Below are 16,481 nucleotides of genomic sequence, written 5' to 3' on the forward strand. Positions count from 1 at the left end.
ACACTACTCTAGCACGCATCAGGCCAAGCGCAACGGTCAATTGACGGCCAACGCCAATGCTCCATAGCGAAATGGCCGACAGGTGTATCAGATGGTTAGAGATGATGGCTCTTCAGGGAGCGATATCGACTGGCCCGAATCCTGGCGATCGTCGCGCGGCGACCCGGCATGAGGGGAAAGCGAACATGATTTTGCGACATCGACGAGGTTGCGAAATGCGGCGACTTCAGCGCTTCCAATCAATCATACTGCAAGTCCGCGAACTGTCGCTTGGACGACCTCCAGATTTACATTGAAACAACTCAAATCTGCTTATTTGAAACTATTCAAAACTGACGCTTTATTTTTGAAGACGCGATTGCACTGTGATACGGCCTCGCCGAGTTCCTCGTTGCCGGGTTGATAATGACGTCCTTGACCGCAGCGCTCGCAACGCATCGGCGAGCATTTTTTAATCTGGTCGGCGCCTTTGCCCTTGCCGGCGCGACGACTTTCGCAACCTCCGCCGCGGCCGAGCAGATCGAGGTGACCGATCTCGCCGGCCGCGTGGTGAGAGTGACGAAGAATCCGTCGAAGATCGTGCTCAGCGAAGGGCGTCAGCTCTACACGCTCGCGATGCTCGACAGAGATGATCCGTTCAAGCGCGTCGTCGGTTGGGGCAACGATCTCATCGAGAACGATCCGGGCGCATGGCAGAAATATCTGGCGAAGTTCCCGCATGCGAAGAACGTGGCGAATATGGGCAATCCCTACGCCGCCGATGTGAGTATGGAGAAAATCGCCTCGCTTGGCGCGGAGGTCTACGTCCTCGACCTCTCCAACTATTTCAAGGCGCAGGAGACCGGCCTGCTCGCCAAGCTCGAGAAGGCCGGCGTCGCCACCATCTTCGTCGACTTCCGCCAGGACCCGACGCAAAATGTGCTTCCGAGCGTGCTGCTGCTCGGGCGCGTGCTTGGCCGCGAAGCCGAGGCCAGCTCTTTCACTGACTACTATGTCAGGCAGACACGCAGGATCTACGCGCGAGTCGGCGGGATTCCGGACGCGAAGAAGCCAATGGTGTTCGTCGAGCGCGCTGCCGGCCTGCTGCCATGCTGCGCGACATTCGGCCCCTATAATTTCGGCCGCTTCATCGAAGAAGCAGGCGGCCGCAACTGGGGCAGCCAGTTCTTCGCCGGCTTCCAGGCGGAAGCTTCGCAAGAGAAAGTGCTGACTGACAATCCCGACATCTATTTCCTCACCGGCGCCAATTGGTACGGCAGCAATCCCAACACGACGGCGGTCAGCCTCGGCTACGACGCGACTCCGGAAAAGGTGCAGAAGGAATTGTCAGCGCTGATGCAGCGTCCGGGTTTCGCCGCGCTCAAGGCGGTGAAGGCGAAAAAGGTGATGGCGTTCTATCACCAGTTCTACGACGCGCCTTACTACTTCGTCGCCGAACTCGCGATGGCCAAGACGTTCTATCCCGACCTGTTCCAGGACGTCGATCCCGAAGCGGTGTTCAGGGAGTTCCATGAGAAGTTCCTGCCGATCGCTTATTCCGGCGTGTTCTGGGCCAAGCTGCAGTAAGCGCGGTGGCTTCGATCACACTGAACGCGGGACCTGCCGCAAGCGACTATCGCCGGCGCAATCTGCGCCGGCTGAAGCTTGTCGCCGGCGGACTTCTCGCGCTCTTCGCCGCGCTCGTCATCGATGTCTCGACCGGTCCCGGCAATCTGCCGATCGCCGACATTGTCCGCACGCTCGTCTCTCCCGAGGGCGTCGATGCGCGCATGGCGGTCATCGTCTGGGATCTGCGTTTGCCGATCGCGCTCATGGCGCTCGCCATCGGCGCGATGCTCGGGCTTGCGGGCGCGGGCATGCAGACGATCCTCGCCAATCCGCTGGCCGACCCCTTTACGCTTGGCGTTTCGGCTGCGGCGACCGTCGGCGCCTCGCTCGCGATCGTCACAGGCTGGAGCGTCGTTCCCGGCGCGGGCCCATTCATCGTGACGGCAAACGCATTCGTCTTCGCGTTCGGCGCGTCGCTTGTGCTGTTCTTCATGACCAAGCTGCGCGGCGTCAGTCCGGAGACCATGATCCTTGTCGGCATCGCGCTGCTTTTCACCTGCAACGCGATCACGGCGCTGCTGCAATATCGCTCGAATGAGGTTCAGCTCACGCAGATCGTGTTCTGGACACTGGGCAGCCTCGCGCGATCGACATGGGCGAAAGTCGCCATCGCGCTCGCTTTGATCGCGCTCGTCGTTCCCCTCTTCCTCGCGCGCGGCTGGGCGCTCACCGCGCTGCGCATGGGCGATGAGCGCGCCGAAAGTCTCGGCGTGCGCGTCGATCGGCTGCGTCTCGAAGTGCTCGGCATGACCTCGCTTTTGGCCGCGGTCGCGGTTTCCTTCGTTGGCGGCATTGGCTTCATCGGGCTCGTCGGTCCACACATCGCGCGCCTGCTGGTCGGCGAGGACCAGCGCTTCTTCGTGCCGGTGGCGGCGATCGCGAGCGCTACGATCCTGTCGCTCGCCTCCAGCATCTCCAAGGCGATCACACCCGGCGTGATCTATCCCATCGGCATCATCACAGCGCTGATCGGCGTTCCCTTCTTCATCAGCCTCGTGATGTCGATCAGAAACCGGGCGATCTAGGACGAGCCTCATGTCGCTATCTGTCAGCAATCTTGTCTTCGACTACGGCGCGGGCGCCGTGCTGCGCGGCCTCGACACCGGCGCATTGCAACGCGGTCGTCTGGCGGCGCTTGTCGGCCCCAACGGCTCGGGCAAATCGACCTTCTTTCGCTGCATCGCCGGTCTGCTCGATCCCGCCAGCGGCGCGATCGCGTTCGACGGCGTATCGCTCGGCGCGCTCTCGGCGCGCGAACGCGCGCGGAAAGTCTTCTATCTCTCGCAGGATGCGGGAGCGCGCGTCGCGCTCTCTGTCTTCGACGTCATCCTGCTCGCACGGAAGAGCCTCCATCGCGGATTTGCGCTCGCCGCCTCGCATGACGATATGCGCGCGGTCGAGAACGTGATCGAGGAGCTGAATCTGTCCGCCTTCGCTTCGCGCGACATCAGCACCCTGTCCGGCGGTCAGCGTCAGCTTGCGGCGATCGGACAGGCTCTGGTTCGCGAACCGAACATTTTGCTGCTCGACGAACCGACAAGCGCGCTCGATGTCCGCCGCCAGCTCGATGTGATGGAGATCGTGCGGGCGGCCACGAGACGCCGCGACATCGTGACCATTGTCGCCATCCACGATCTGTCTCTTGCGGCGCGCTTCGCCGACCATGTGATGGTGCTCAATGACGGGCGCATCGCGCAGGGCGGCGCCCCGGACGAGGTGCTCGCGCACCCTGTCGTGTCTGAAACTTATTCCGTCGGCGTGCATCTCGAACGCTCGGCCCGCGGCACGCTTCTGGTCGAACCCTTCATTCAGGCCTGATCGCCATGACCTCGCCAATTCAAAACAACTTCACACTCAAGGAAGAGATCCGGGCCTATTGGTCGATGCGCGCGGAGACGTTCGATCTGTCCTATGGGCACGCCATCAAGTCCGACCGCGAAATGGAGGCGTTCCGCAGGCTCCTTCGCGACTCCTTTGGAAGCGAGCCGCGCGACGTGCTCGATCTCGCCTGCGGCACCGGTGAGATCACGCGCGCGCTTCTCACGTTCGGCCATCGCGTGACTGCTCTCGATTTTTCGGAAGCGATGATCTCTCGCGCCCGGGCGAAGCATCAGGGCAAAGCGCGCATTCTGCTCGGCGACGCCGAGCGTCTTCTCGACAGCGACGAATCTTATGATGCGCTCGTCACGCGGCATCTCGTCTGGACGCTCACCGATCCCGAAAGCGCGTTCAAGGAATGGTTCAGGGTGCTCCGTCCCGGCGGGCGTCTGCTGATCATTGACGGCGACTGGATCAACCGCACGAAATGGCAAGCGCTGGTCAGCCGCTTCGGCAACTGGCTGCGCGACCGACGCGGGGCTCCGGTCCATCAAATCGACAGCGAGACCCACGCCTCGATCAACAGCCGATTCTATTTCCGCGACGGGCTTTCCGAACAGCGTTTGAGATCGATGCTCCAGGCCGCCGGATTCGCGAACATCATCCCCGCCGACTATGGCCAGGTCGTCCGCGCCCAGCAGATGACCGCGCCGATCCATGACGCGATCCGGCTTGCGTCTTCGACGCGCTTCGCACTGCTGGCGCAAAAGCCTGCCGCCAGCGCCACGGCCTGAGTCCGTGGCGCACGGTCTTGCATACGGCGAAGCCGTAAAAAGCAAAGCGAAGCGCGCCGCCTACTCCCGGAAGACGCGCTGCATCTGATCCCGGATCGGCTTCGCGAGATAGGCCAGCACCGTGCGGTCGCTCTTGATCAGATAGGCTTCCGCCGGCATGCCCGGCACCAGCGCCATCGCCTTTCCGTCTGTCCCCAACGGCGGCTCGACAGCGAGCTTCACCTTGTAGAAGCGGCGGTGCGTCGCCTGATCCTCGACCAGATCGGGCGATATCGTCATGACTTCGCCCGTGGAGTCCTTGAGATTGCGATTGGCGAAGGCGCTGAAGTGAATCTCCGCCTTCTGGCCGAGATGAACATGCTCGATGTCCTGCGGCTCGATCATGGCGTCGACAACAAGCTTGTCATTCTCTGGCACGATCAGCATCAACGCCTCGCCGTTCGCGACCACGCCGCCAACCGTGAAGACATTGAGCTGGTGGATCATGCCGGACGCAGGCGCGCGAACATCGATGCGCGTCAAACGATCCTCGGCCGCGATCTTCCGCTCGACATTCTCGTTGATCTTGCTGCGCACGTCAGAGAGATCCTTGACCACCTCGGCGCGGAAATCATCGTCGGCGCGGATCATCTGGATTTTCTTCTCGGCGATCGAACCACGCGCGGACGCGGCGTCGGCAATCAGCTTACCGCGTTCGCCTTCGATGCGCGTGCGGTCACGATCAAGCGCATTGACGCGCGAGATCGGCGCAAGATTCTTGGCGAAGAGCTCGCGAACACCCTTCAGCTCCTCGGCGATCAGCTTCAGCTCGGCTTCGCGCGCCGATCGCTGGGCTGCAAGACCTTCGATGACGGATTGAAGCTGCGCCACCTGCTCGGCAAGCTGCGTTTTCGCCGTCTCGCGCGCCGTCTTCCGGCTTTCGAAAATCGTGCGCTGCCCCATGAGCGAGGATCGCGCATCCGCCGAAACCTTGGAGCGTTCGATCAATCTCTCGGGAAATCGCACGTCCGGCGCGCCATCGCGCTCCGAGATGAGCCGCGCCTCCTGCGCGGTCAACTCATCCAGCGCCTTCGTGAAGATAGCAAGATTGGCGCGCACGATCGTATCGTCGAGGCGCAGAAGCAGATCCCCTGCCCTGACGCGATCGCCTTCACGGACCCTGAGATCGGCGACGACGCCGCCTTCAGGATGCTGCACTTTCTTGGCGCTGGTCTCGACGGCGACCTGCCCCTGCGCGATCACGGCGCCTGAAATCTCCGCGAAGGCGGACCAGGCGGAGAGGCCGCCGAGCAGCCCGACAGCGATGAAAACGCCGGCCAGAGCGTGATTGCGGATCGAGCGATCGGTCTTGCTCTTTTTCACGATGTCAGTTCGCATGGCTCACCACCTTCATTTCGGGACGACGCTGAGACGCGACAATGGTGCGCAACGGCGCAGCTTGCGAAGAAGCCGGATTCCGCACAGGCGCATCCGCGACTTCAGCCAGAACCTCGTCTCGCAATCCAAACGCGACCTGCCGGCCGTCCCTGATCGCGACCAGCTTGTTCATCGCCGCGATGGCGCTGCGGCGATGGGCAATGATGATGACGATGCCGCGTCGCGCGCGCACGCCTGCGAGCGCTGCGCCAAGCGCCGCGTCGCCGTCTCCGTCTAGATTTGAATAGGGCTCGTCGAGAACGACGACGAACGGATCGCTATAGAGCGCACGCGCAAGGCCGATGCGCTGCCGCTGCCCCGCGGACAGTTTGAGGCCGGCGTCGCCGATCCTGGTGTCGTAGCCATGGGGGAAGGAGAGGATCAGCTCGTGGACGTTCGCGAGATGACCGGCGCGCACAACGGCTTCGTCCGTGCGTTCAGGATCGAAGCGGGCGATATTCTCCGCGATCGTGCCGTCGAACAGATCGACATCCTGCGGCAGATATCCGATCGACGCGCCGCGGTCCTCCGCGGTGAACTGGTGCAACGGCGCGCCATCGAGCGTGATCTCGCCGCGAGCCAGCGGCCAGACGCCAGCGAGAGCGCGCGCCAGCGTCGTCTTGCCAGAGCCGGAAGGTCCGATCACGCCAAGACCATCTCCTGCCTGAAGCGAGAACTGCACGCCGGAAAGGATGGGCGCCGTCGCTCCGGGAAGGGCGACGAAGCCGCTGGAGACGTCGAATCGATCGACCGGCGTCGGCAATCTGGTCTCGGGCTCGCGCATCGCCGTCGCCGCAAGAGCGCGCCGCAAGCGGCCGACAGCCTGTCGCGCGGCGACGAAGATGCGCCACTGCGCGACCGCGGCGTCAATCGGCGCCAGCGCGCGCGACGACAGGATCGAGGTTGCGATGATCGTGCCCGCTGAAATCTCCTGACGGATCGCCAGCAGCGCGGCGAGCGCAAGCACCAGAGATTGCAGCAGCACCCGCAGGCCGCGCACCGTTGCGCCGACGCCGCTCGCGGCGTCGACGCTGTTTTGCTGCGCATCGAGAAATTGCGCGTTGGCCCCAGCGAAACGCTGCTCGACCCGGCTCGCCAGATTCATCGTGGCCAGCACTTCGAAGTTGCGACGGCCGCCGTCGATCGCCGTTTGCCGTTGCGACGCAGCCTGCGTGCTGGCCGCTACGGCTTTGCGCGACATGATCTCGCCGGCGATGGCGAGCGAAGACACGATCAGCGCGCCGCCGACCGTCAGCCAGCCGAGCCAGGGATGAAACAGGAAGGCGATCGTCACATAAAGCGGAACCCAGGGGAGATCGAACAACGCCGCCGGCCCCGGCGAATTCACGAACTGCCTGACATGGTCGAGATCGCGCATCGGCTCCATCTTCTGCTGGCCAACCGGCGTGATCAGCGGCAACCTGATGGCGGCGCGAAACGCCGGCTCCGCAAGATCCTCATCGAAGCGACGCCCGATACGCGCAACCATACGCGACCGGATCCCTTCGAGCGCGGCCTGAACGCCGAACAGCACGACGACGATTCCGATCAGCGCGACGAGCGTCGGGACGCTCCGGCTCGGCAGCACGCGATCATAGACCTGCAACATGAAGAGCGAGCCGGTCAGCGTGAGAATATTGATCGCGCCCGAGAAGAATCCCATGGCGAGAAAGGCCGATCGCGAACGCGACAGCGTCGCGAGGAAGAGATCGCGATACGCCGGATTTTTCTGGAACGAAGTCATGGTGGCGATTCTCGTTGGGATTTCGCCACTGACGTAGCGGGCCTCCGGAGCGCCGGCTGTTCCCTTGGGGACAAGGCGGGAGCCGCGAGGCGACGCTGGCGATCATCCAGACGAAAAAATCGCCGCGCGGGATGAACCGCGCGGCGAGGATCTTGTTCAGGCTGTTATTGAATGATGATATTGGAGCCGGTCCCACCATTCAGGATGTCGTTGCCGAGCCCTCCGATCAGGACGTCGTCGCCGGCGTCGCCGTTCAGGGTGTCGGCTGCAGCGCTGCCAAGGAGAATGTCATCGCCGTTCCCGCCATTGGCGGTGAGCGCGATGCTGTTCCCAAGGCCCGTCCCATCGATCACGTCATCTCCGCCAAGGCCGTTGATCACGATGCGATCTTCGGCGCCGAAGTGAGAGATCTGGATGTCGGCGGCGAGGCCATGAACAGTGACGACGCCATTGACGTTCGAGAAGGTGATCACATCATCGGCGTTGGTCGCGTCGATGACGATCGTGTCGGCCTGGCCGTCGCTGGCGGTTCCGCCCAGCGTTCCCGCCAGATCGATCGAGACCTTCTTGACATCGGTGCCGCTGAGGTCATGGACGTTGATCGTATCCGCGCCGCCGAGCGCGTGGAAATCGATATTCTCGACGTCGTTCAGATCCATCGTGATGCTGGCGACATCGCGTTGGAACAAAGCGCGACCGCCATTGGCCGAGATGTCGATTCTTTCACTGATGTTGGCGCCGTTGAAGAGGAGCGTATCCGTTCCGGCCTGCCCCTCGACGATGTCGGAGCCGTCGCCGGGGTTCCAGACGAACAGGTCGTCGCCGGCGCCAAGGAGCGCCGTGTCGTTGCCCTGCCCGCCATTCACCACATCGGCCTTGGCGCCGCCGAAGAGAAAGTCCGCGCCGGCGCCGCCATTCAGCGTCAACGAGACCTGCGAGGCCGATCCGTTGATCACGTCATCGCCGCCCAGCCCATTGACCGTCACGACATCGGAGCTCTCAAGCGACTCGATCACCGTCGTAGTGTGAAGCCCGGCGATCGTCGCGTTGGCGCCCGACGTCGTGATCACGATCGAATCCGCGCCACTGGTGGCGTTGACATTCACATGATCGACCGAACCGTCGCCAGCCGCGCCGCCAATCGCGCTCGCGAGCTTGACGTCGACCAGCGTCACGTCGGTCCCGCTGAGATCGCCGACATTGATGGTGTCGGCGCCGCCGAGCGCGTTGAAGGTGATATGCTCGACGCCGTTCAGATCCATCGTCACATTGGCGATGTCGCGATGAAACAGCGCGCGGGGGCCGTTGGCTGAGATATCGATCGTCTCCGCGATGTTCGCGCCGTTGAAGACCAGCGTGTCGACGCCCGCCTGCCCTTCCACGGTGTCACTGCCGTCGCCGGGATTCCAGATGAACTGGTCGTTCCCGGCGCCGAGAAACGCCACGTCATCGCCGCGTCCGCCTGTGACGACATCATTGCCATCGCCGCCGAGGAGCATGTCCGCTCCCTGGCTGCCGACAATTGTGTCGTTGCCAGCGCCGCCGTCGATCGTTAGATTGACATTGCCCGCAACGAGCCCAGCCGCGGAGATAGAATCGTTGCCGGCGCCTGCGAGGATCACAAGTTGATCATTCGCGTCGGCATGCGTGATGTTCACCGCGGCCGGCGTTCCCACAACCGAGAGCGATCCGCTCTGGCCGAGAACCTGGATCACGTCATTGCCGTTTGTTCCAAAGACATTGACGCGATCAACCTGCGCATCGCCGGCCGCTCCACCCAGCGTCGCCGCCAGATTGATGTTCACCTGCTTGACGTCGGTTCCGCTGAGATCGTTGACATTGATCACATCCGAGCCGCCGAGCGCGTTGAACTCGACCTTCTCGACATCGTCCAGATCCATCGTCACATTGGCGATATCGCGGAAGAAGCGCGCCCGCCCGCCATTCGCCGAGATCGTGATGGTCTCGTTGATGTTGGCGCCGTTGAACTGGAGCGTGTCGGTTCCGGCCTGGCCTTCGACGATGTCGCTGCCGTCGCCGGGATTCCAGATGAAGCGATCGTCGCCCGCGCCGAGCAGCGCGACGTCATTGCCGCGGCCGCCCGTCACGAGGTCATTGCCGTCGCCGCCGAGCAAAGTGTCGGCGCCATCACCGCCGGTGATGGTGTCGTCGCCCGCGCCGCCATCGATGGTGAGCTTGATCGCCGCGAGTCCATTTCCGGCGGTGATGATGTCATTGCCGCCATTGGCGTTGATGACGATATTCTCGGTGGTGCCGATATCGAGGAAGAAGGGGGCGGGATTGACGCGATCGACCCGCACGCGGCTTCCATTGGCGGTGATGGTGAAGGTCTCCGCGCCGTTGCCGCCATTCACCTCGGCGGTGTCGATTCCGTCGCCTCCTTCCATCAGATCGCTGTCGTCGCCTGGATTCCAGATCATGCGATCATTGCCGGCTTCGCCGAACATCTGATCGTCGCCGTCGCCGCCCGTCAGCGTGTCATTGCCCGCGCCGCCGAACAGCATGTCCGCGCCGCCCTTGCCGAGCAGCGTATCATTTCCGCTTTGGCCGAAGAGCAGATCGGCGCCTGAGCCGCCAGTGAGAACGTCGTTGTCGGAACCGCCAAACAATTGCGCAGCCGGCAACGCGCCGTTCGCTTCATTCAGCGCCAGCGAGTCCGCGCCGGCGAGTCCAAAAGCTTGAATGAGCGAGGTGTTCGCGACAGTCGCTGTGCCGCCGATGACCTGAACGGCGCCGCCATTGACCAGAATCTGCCCGGCGGCGTTGCGGCTGACGACGACATTGTTATCGAGATCATCGCTGAACAGCGACAGAATCCCTGTCGCGGGATTGAAGATGGCCTTGATCGCCATGGGTGCTATCCTTCCAGTGTTGAGGATTGTTCGCGCACCCTATGGCGATAGCGGAGCCGCCACTGTTCCCGTGGGAACAGACGCCAACCGACTTCTCCTCACGTCTCTCTGGAGTGAAATTGCGGACCATCGTGGCAGCCCGCCTTGCAACTCTTCGTCGCAACGCCGTCTTGATCAAGGCGGCGCGACACTCATCGCGCCGCTCGCGTGGCTGGCGGTTATTGCGACGAGCGTGTCATGCTTTCGACGACCCGGTGAGGTCAAATGCGCTCAGCGTCGTCATGTCGCGTCCGAACCAAGCCTGGATCGCAGCTTTTCTGCTGCCGATATAGGTTGCTTCGCCATCGACAAGAATCATCGGAAGATCGTGGCCAGGCACGACGACCGTTTCAGGCCGCCGGCGCCAGAGCTCCCAAATCATCTCGATCGAAGCGCGACTGATCGCCGGATCGTAAGTCATATCCGTATCGCCAGAGATCAACTCCGCGCGGTTCTTCGCCGCGTCGCCGGTGAAGATGAAATCGCGCGCCGCCGTCCGCCAATAGAAGACGAGGCATCCCGGCGTGTGGCCCGGCGCGACATGCGCGGTCATGCCGGGAAAGATTTCCGCGCCGTCTGGGACTTTCTCGCAAGTCGGCCAGTCGTTCAGCACGCGAACATAAAGTTCCGGCACAGGCGTTTCGCCCCACGGCTCGTTGAGCGCCCATTCCATTTCGACCGCGCCGACGACGATGCGCGCGCCATGAAAGAGCGTCCAGTTCACCGAATGATCATGGTGCGAATGCGTCAATAGCAGGTCCGTCACATCGGAAGGCTTGAGTCCGCGACGATCGAGTTGCTCAAGGATCAGCTTCCGCACTCCAAAACCACCCGCGTCAACCAATGCGATCCGATCGCCGGATCGGATCAGCACGACCGAGCTCCAGCCCAATCCGCCATGGCAAGTGGATTTGCCCGGAAATCCGCAAATCACAATATCGATCGGCGCATCTGACAGTTCGGTTGGCGTTTCGAACGGGTTCACGGCCGGTCCCTTGCGTCAGAATTCATAGAGGCGCGACGGATTGTCGACGAGAATGGCGCGCGCAAGGTCTTGATGAACGCTATCCAGCAGGACACGCAACGCATCCGCGTCATCCATCGCTTGGAACGGTTCGATCTCTTCCACCGGCCTGTTCTTGTCGCGTCCACCGCCTGTATGCGGCCAGTCCGATCCCCAGACAAGATTTTCACTGTTCGCTTCGACAAGAGCCGCAATGAATGGCCTGATCAGATCGAGCCGGCCGTGACCACACAGACGCTCGATCGCCGACAGCTTCACAAAGGCGCGGCCTTCTCCGACAAGCTTGAGCAACGTCGCGAACCCAGCTTGCCGAACGTCCACATGCATGTCAGGCAAACCAAAGTGGTCAATGACGACTTTAACCGGCAGCGTGCGAAGCCGGTCGCTCAGCGCCTCGATGACGGCGAGCGTCGTCAGCACCTGCACATGCCATCCCAGAGGCGCCACACGCTTCGCCTGATCGCTGATCAATCTCGACGCCTCAGCGGGATCATGCATGCTGCGCGTCGCGATATTGACGCGGACGCCGCGAACGCCAAGCGCATGCCAGCGCCGAAGCTCCTCGTCGGAGATTGTCTCGTCGATCACGGCGACCGCCCTTGCCCGCGATCCAAGCGCCGCGAGACCATCGAGCGTGCGGCGGTTATCGGCTCCGTAGGGGCTGGGCTGGACGATGACGACGCGGGACATCCCGAGGCGATCATGCAAAGCGAGCAACTGCGCTTCGCTTGCGTCAGGAGGCGTATAGACGCGGTTTTCATCGAAGGGATATGACTGCGGCGGTCCAAACAGATGGACGTGGCAGTCGCACGCGCCTGCAGGAAGTTCTGGCGTCACAATCACGCGGCGCCGACCGTCTGCCGTCGCTGGCGCGCGATCTCGCCTGCCAGAACACGCGGAATAATGCCGCCGGAACGCAGCAATTCAACTTCGAGCGAAGTCTCGATCGCGGCTTGCAATGTGAGCTCCTCGACCTCTCCGTCCGCGCGACAGAGCATAACCCGAACCTTACATCGCGGCGAGATCGAGCCAAATGACAAATCGATGGCGAATTGGTCCGTCGATGACAGCGCAAGATCGAGAGGACCGATCCCTTCAGGCAGCAGAAGCGGCAGCACGCCCATGCCAATCAGATTGGTGCGATGAATGCGCTCGATGCTGGAAGCGATGACGGCGCGGACGCCAAGCAGCGCCACGGCCTTCGCCGCCCAGTCGCGCGACGAGCCCATGCCATAACGCTGGCCCGCGACAATCACGAGCGGCGTCCCTTCCGCGGCGTAGCGCCGCGCCGCTTCCGGCAGAGAGACGAGATCGCCGCTTGACGCGTGGAGCGTCAACCCGGCGGCGGCGGTCGGCGCGAGGTGATTGACCACCAGCCTATTGGTGAACGCGCCGCGCACCATGACCTCGAAATTGCCGCGGCGCGACGCGAACACATTGAGATCGCACGGATCGTCGCCTTGCGTGACCAGATAGCGCCCGGCTTCGCTCTCTGCGCGAATCTGGTTCGCGGGAGAAATATGGTCCGTCGTGATGTCGTCACCCAGCACAAGTAAAGGCCGCGCCCATCGCGATGATGATGTAAGCAGCTCAGCACGCACGAAAGGCGGACGCCTGAGATAAGTCGAGCGAGGATTCCACGCGAAGCGTTCGCCGCGCGGCGCGTCGAGCTTTCGCCAGAAAGGATTCTCCGCGGCCTCGCGATAAGCGGCCTCATAGTCGGAGGGATCGGCGCCCCTTAGCAGCGCCGCATCAATCTCGGCGCCGCTCGGCCAGATGTCAGCGAGTCGCACCGGCGCGCCATCACGCCCCGACCCAACAGGCTCATTCATGATGTCGATGTCGACAGAGCCCGCGAGGGCGAAGGCGATCACCATCGGCGGCGACGCCAGAAACGCCATGTCAAGATCGGGATGCACGCGACCGGGGAAATTCCGGTTGCCCGAGAGAACAGCGACAGGCCGGAAATCGCGTTTGGCAAGTTGATCGCTGATCGATTTGTTCAGCGCGCCCGAATTTCCGATGCAGGTGGTGCAGCCATAACCGACGATGCCGAAGCCTAGCGCCTCCAGATCCTCCATGACGCCCGCGCGAACCAGCAGACGTTCGGCTGAAGGCGAGCCTGGCGCAAGCGACGTCTTCACCCAATGCGGCGGAGGACGCATCCCGACGCGACGCGCATTGCGCGCGAGAAGCCCGGCGGCGATCAGCAGGCGCGGATCGGAGGTGTTTGTGCAGCTTGTGATCGCTGCAATCGCAATGGCGCCATCTGGAATTTCGCTTCCATCAGATCGCTTCAATGGCGGATCGAATATTCGCCTTGTCTCGCCGGCGGGAAGCCTGTCTTGCGGCCTGCGGGGGCCGGCGACGCTCGGCCTGATTTCTGAAAGATCGATCGTGATCGAGCGCGTAAAACGAGGCTCGCCCTCAGCGTCGAACCAAAGGCCTGCCCTCTTCGCATAATCACGCACGAGATCAATGTCGGCGCCGGGGCGTCCAATTCCCGCGAGGTATATGCAGCAGGCGTCGTCGATCGGAAAATAACCTGTCGTCGCGCCATATTCAGGCGCCATGTTTGCAACTGCTGCGCGTTCGCCAATCGACAGGCCGGAGACGCCGGGTCCGAAAAACTCGACGAAGGCGCCGAGCACGCCGATCTTTCGCAATTGTTCGGTCACTGTCAAAGCGAGATCGGTGGCCAACACCCCTTCCGACAGTTGGCCCGTCAGCTTCACGCCAACGACTTTCGGAATGCGAAGCAGCGCGGGCACGCCAAAGAGCGCGCCTTCCGCCTCAAGGCCGCCGACGCCCCATCCGAGCACGCCAAGCCCATTGATCATCGGCGTATGACTGTCGGTGCCGAGCAAAGCGTCGGGAAACGCAAAGAGACCCTCCTCGCGCTGCTCGACGACGACCACCTTCGACAGCCGCTCGAGATTGATCGTATGCATGATCCCCGAGCCGGGCGGATGCACATGAAATCCCGGGAGCATGTCAGCCGCCCATTTCATCAGGCGGTATCGCTCCGCGTTGCGCTCGAACTCCTTTGCAAGATTGCGTTGAAAGGAGTCATTGCGCCCAGAAAAATCGACGCCCGATGAATGATCTGTCGACACATCGACCGGGATTTGCGGCTTGAGGGCTGCGGGATCACAACCATGTTCGAAGAGCACGTCGCGCATCGCGGCGATATCGACAAGCGCGGGGCCGCAGGTCGTATCATGCATCATGATGCGGTTCGGCAGGAAAGGAATCTCGACGTCGCCGCGCCCGTTCTCAAGCCAACCCCGAAACGCCTGAATCAGCGCGGCGATTTCATCGAGCGGCGCACGCCGCGCCGCATTCTCAAAGAGAATCCGCAGAACATAGGGAAGCCGCGCGCAGCTTTCGCCCAGCAGCCTCGGCAGGTCGAGACAGGCGATGATTTCAGCGCCCGTCGCAAAATGCGCGATCGCGGGACCTGTTGGAGAAGATTTCACCACGCAATCAATCAGGCTTGAAGCCGGCCTTGTTCAGAATCGCCGCCCAGCGATCAATCTCGGTCTCAACCAGTTTCTGCATGTGCGCCCCACCCCTTTCATCCGGCCGTGGGACGCGGGCGCCAATATTGGCGAGCTTTTGCTTGACTCCGGGATCGTCAAGCGCGCTCGCGACAGCGTTATGCAGAATGTCGAATATTTCCTTTGGCGTTCCCTTCGGCGCGAAAAGACCGGTCCAGGTTTCAGCGACGAATTCGGGAAGACCGGCTTCAATTGCAGTGGGAACATTCGGGATGGCTTCCGAACGCTCGGTCGCGGCGACCGCATAGGCTTTCACGGTTTCGCCCTGCACCTGCCCGCTCACCGACGCGACAAGATCGCACGAGCCATCGATCTTTCCGCCCATGATGTCGTTGATCGTCTGGCCGAAGCCGCGATAGGGCACGTAGGTCGGCTGCACATCGATTAGCCCGAAAAACAGGAGGCAGGTGATGTGCGACGCCGCGCCGTTGCCGGAATGGCCCATCGTCAGTTTGCTCTGCTCGCTGCGCGCCACCGCGATGAATTCCTTCAGGTCTTTCGCGGGAAAGTCCTTTCTGAAGAATACGACGTTGGGAGTCGACGCCACAAGACCGAGATAGGCGAAATCTCTCTTTGGGTTGTGCGGGAGCTTCGGATTCACCGTCACCGCTGCGGCATGCGTGCCGGTATGGCCCAAGCCGATGATGTAGCCGTCCGGCGCGGCATTCTTCACGCGCACGGCGCCGGCTGCGCCGCCGGCGCCCGCCACATTCTCAACAATGACTGGCTTGCCGAGCGTCTTCGCCATCGACTCCGCGATGATGCGGCCGGTTGAATCCGCTGCGCCGCCGGCCGCGAAAGGCACGATCAGCGCGATCGGGCGGTCGGGAAATGCGAGCGCCGGGCTGAAATTTAGACCGAGCCCCATCGCGGCCCCGGCCCATGCAAGCGCTCGGCGAAGTGTTGTCTGGCGCGCCATGACGTTTCTCCCGATAGGCTGTTTATTCCCTGTTCTGCGCAACGAGGCTTCTGACTTTCCTCACCGCCGCCTCCGGTGATGACAGCACGGGCGCGCCCGTCACGCCGCGAGCAGCTTCAAGGGCGCGCGACGTCGAAAAATGCGCCAGCATGATCGCGTCCACATTTGCAAGCGATCCGCAGCGCTCGGAAACGAGCGCGTTGTGGGTCTCTGCATCGCCGTCGCGCAGCGCCGTCATCGCATCGGCGCAAAGTTCGATTGTCAGGCGAGCGGTCGGTCGCAGCCGACGCGCCTCATCCGCAAATTCTTCCTCCATGGTCGCTACGGCTGGCGGAAAGGTCGCGACCATGCCGATCCTGTCGCCATGCTTGAGCGCCTCTTCGAACATCGCCTCGTTCGGCTTCAGCACCGGCATAGGCAGACGCCTCGCCGCCTCTTCGATCGCAGGACCGAAAGCCGAGCATGTGAACAGGATTGCATCCGCCCCGAGCGACGCGCCATATTCGGCAAGCCGCAGAATCCGTGAAGCGATCGCAGGCGTGATTTCAGCAAACTTCGCGCGGTCGACCGATAGGGAATCATCGAGAACATTCGCGAGTTCGGCCTCCGGCCACAGCGCCATGAACGCCGACCGGATGGGGTCGATCGCGACGGGCGTTGCATGAATGAGCGCGATGCGAGGCATG

The 16,481-nt window shown here is 62.6% G+C and carries 12 protein-coding genes; 4 read left to right on the top strand and 8 right to left on the bottom strand.

Features of this window, described 5'->3' with window-relative positions:
• Window positions 1-405 precede the first annotated feature (405 nt).
• From L8F45_RS14625 to L8F45_RS14640, 4 genes are read left to right on the top strand one after another with little or no spacing between them, the layout of a single operon-like run.
• Window positions 406-1,566, top strand: a complete 1,161-nt coding sequence (locus L8F45_RS14625) for an ABC transporter substrate-binding protein (protein ID WP_342358615.1) — start codon at window positions 406-408, stop codon at window positions 1,564-1,566.
• Between the two features lie 5 nt (window positions 1,567-1,571).
• Window positions 1,572-2,633, top strand: a complete 1,062-nt coding sequence (locus L8F45_RS14630; RefSeq protein WP_342358616.1) for a FecCD family ABC transporter permease — start codon at window positions 1,572-1,574, stop codon at window positions 2,631-2,633.
• A 10-nt stretch (window positions 2,634-2,643) separates the two neighbouring features.
• Window positions 2,644-3,426: an ABC transporter ATP-binding protein gene (locus L8F45_RS14635; protein WP_342358617.1), complete on the top strand. Its 783-nt coding sequence runs from the start codon at window positions 2,644-2,646 to the stop codon at window positions 3,424-3,426.
• Window positions 3,427-3,431: 5 nt separating this feature from the next.
• On the top strand, window positions 3,432-4,220 hold the full coding sequence (locus L8F45_RS14640) for a class I SAM-dependent methyltransferase (RefSeq protein ID WP_342358618.1): 789 nt from the start codon (window positions 3,432-3,434) through the stop codon (window positions 4,218-4,220).
• 60 nt (window positions 4,221-4,280) lie between these two features.
• Here the strand turns inward: L8F45_RS14640 and L8F45_RS14645 are convergent, their stop codons facing one another.
• The 8 genes from L8F45_RS14645 to L8F45_RS14680 all read right to left on the bottom strand — a co-directional run bounded on the left by L8F45_RS14645 (window position 4,281) and on the right by L8F45_RS14680 (window position 16,480).
• Window positions 4,281-5,597: an HlyD family type I secretion periplasmic adaptor subunit gene (locus tag L8F45_RS14645; RefSeq protein ID WP_342358619.1), complete on the bottom strand. Its 1,317-nt coding sequence runs from the start codon at window positions 5,595-5,597 to the stop codon at window positions 4,281-4,283.
• Window positions 5,587-7,380: a type I secretion system permease/ATPase gene (locus tag L8F45_RS14650; protein ID WP_342358620.1), complete on the bottom strand. Its 1,794-nt coding sequence runs from the start codon at window positions 7,378-7,380 to the stop codon at window positions 5,587-5,589. Before L8F45_RS14650 ends, L8F45_RS14645 begins: the two co-directional genes overlap by 11 nt.
• 164 nt (window positions 7,381-7,544) lie before the next feature.
• Window positions 7,545-10,253 carry a beta strand repeat-containing protein gene (locus tag L8F45_RS14655; protein ID WP_342358621.1) on the bottom strand — a complete coding sequence of 903 codons (2,709 nt, stop codon included), beginning with the start codon at window positions 10,251-10,253 and terminating at the stop codon, window positions 7,545-7,547.
• Between the two features lie 235 nt (window positions 10,254-10,488).
• On the bottom strand, window positions 10,489-11,277 hold the full coding sequence (locus L8F45_RS14660; protein WP_342358622.1) for an MBL fold metallo-hydrolase: 789 nt from the start codon (window positions 11,275-11,277) through the stop codon (window positions 10,489-10,491).
• 15 nt (window positions 11,278-11,292) lie between these two features.
• The gene (locus tag L8F45_RS14665; RefSeq protein WP_342358623.1) at window positions 11,293-12,159 is read right to left on the bottom strand and encodes an amidohydrolase family protein; all 867 of its coding nucleotides are present in this window, start codon (window positions 12,157-12,159) and stop codon (window positions 11,293-11,295) included.
• Complete coding sequence (gene acnA, locus L8F45_RS14670; RefSeq protein ID WP_342358624.1) at window positions 12,156-14,795, bottom strand: aconitate hydratase AcnA; 2,640 nt, start codon at window positions 14,793-14,795, stop codon at window positions 12,156-12,158. Before acnA ends, L8F45_RS14665 begins: the two co-directional genes overlap by 4 nt.
• A 7-nt stretch (window positions 14,796-14,802) precedes the next feature.
• A complete protein-coding gene (locus L8F45_RS14675) occupies window positions 14,803-15,795 on the bottom strand; it encodes a Bug family tripartite tricarboxylate transporter substrate binding protein (RefSeq protein WP_342358625.1) in 993 nt (330 codons plus the stop codon).
• A gap of 22 nt (window positions 15,796-15,817) precedes the next feature.
• Complete coding sequence (locus L8F45_RS14680) at window positions 15,818-16,480, bottom strand: aspartate/glutamate racemase family protein (protein ID WP_342358626.1); 663 nt, start codon at window positions 16,478-16,480, stop codon at window positions 15,818-15,820.
• Window position 16,481 lies beyond the last annotated feature (1 nt).

Source organism: Terrirubrum flagellatum (assembly GCF_022059845.1).
GTDB lineage: Bacteria > Pseudomonadota > Alphaproteobacteria > Rhizobiales > Beijerinckiaceae > Terrirubrum > Terrirubrum flagellatum.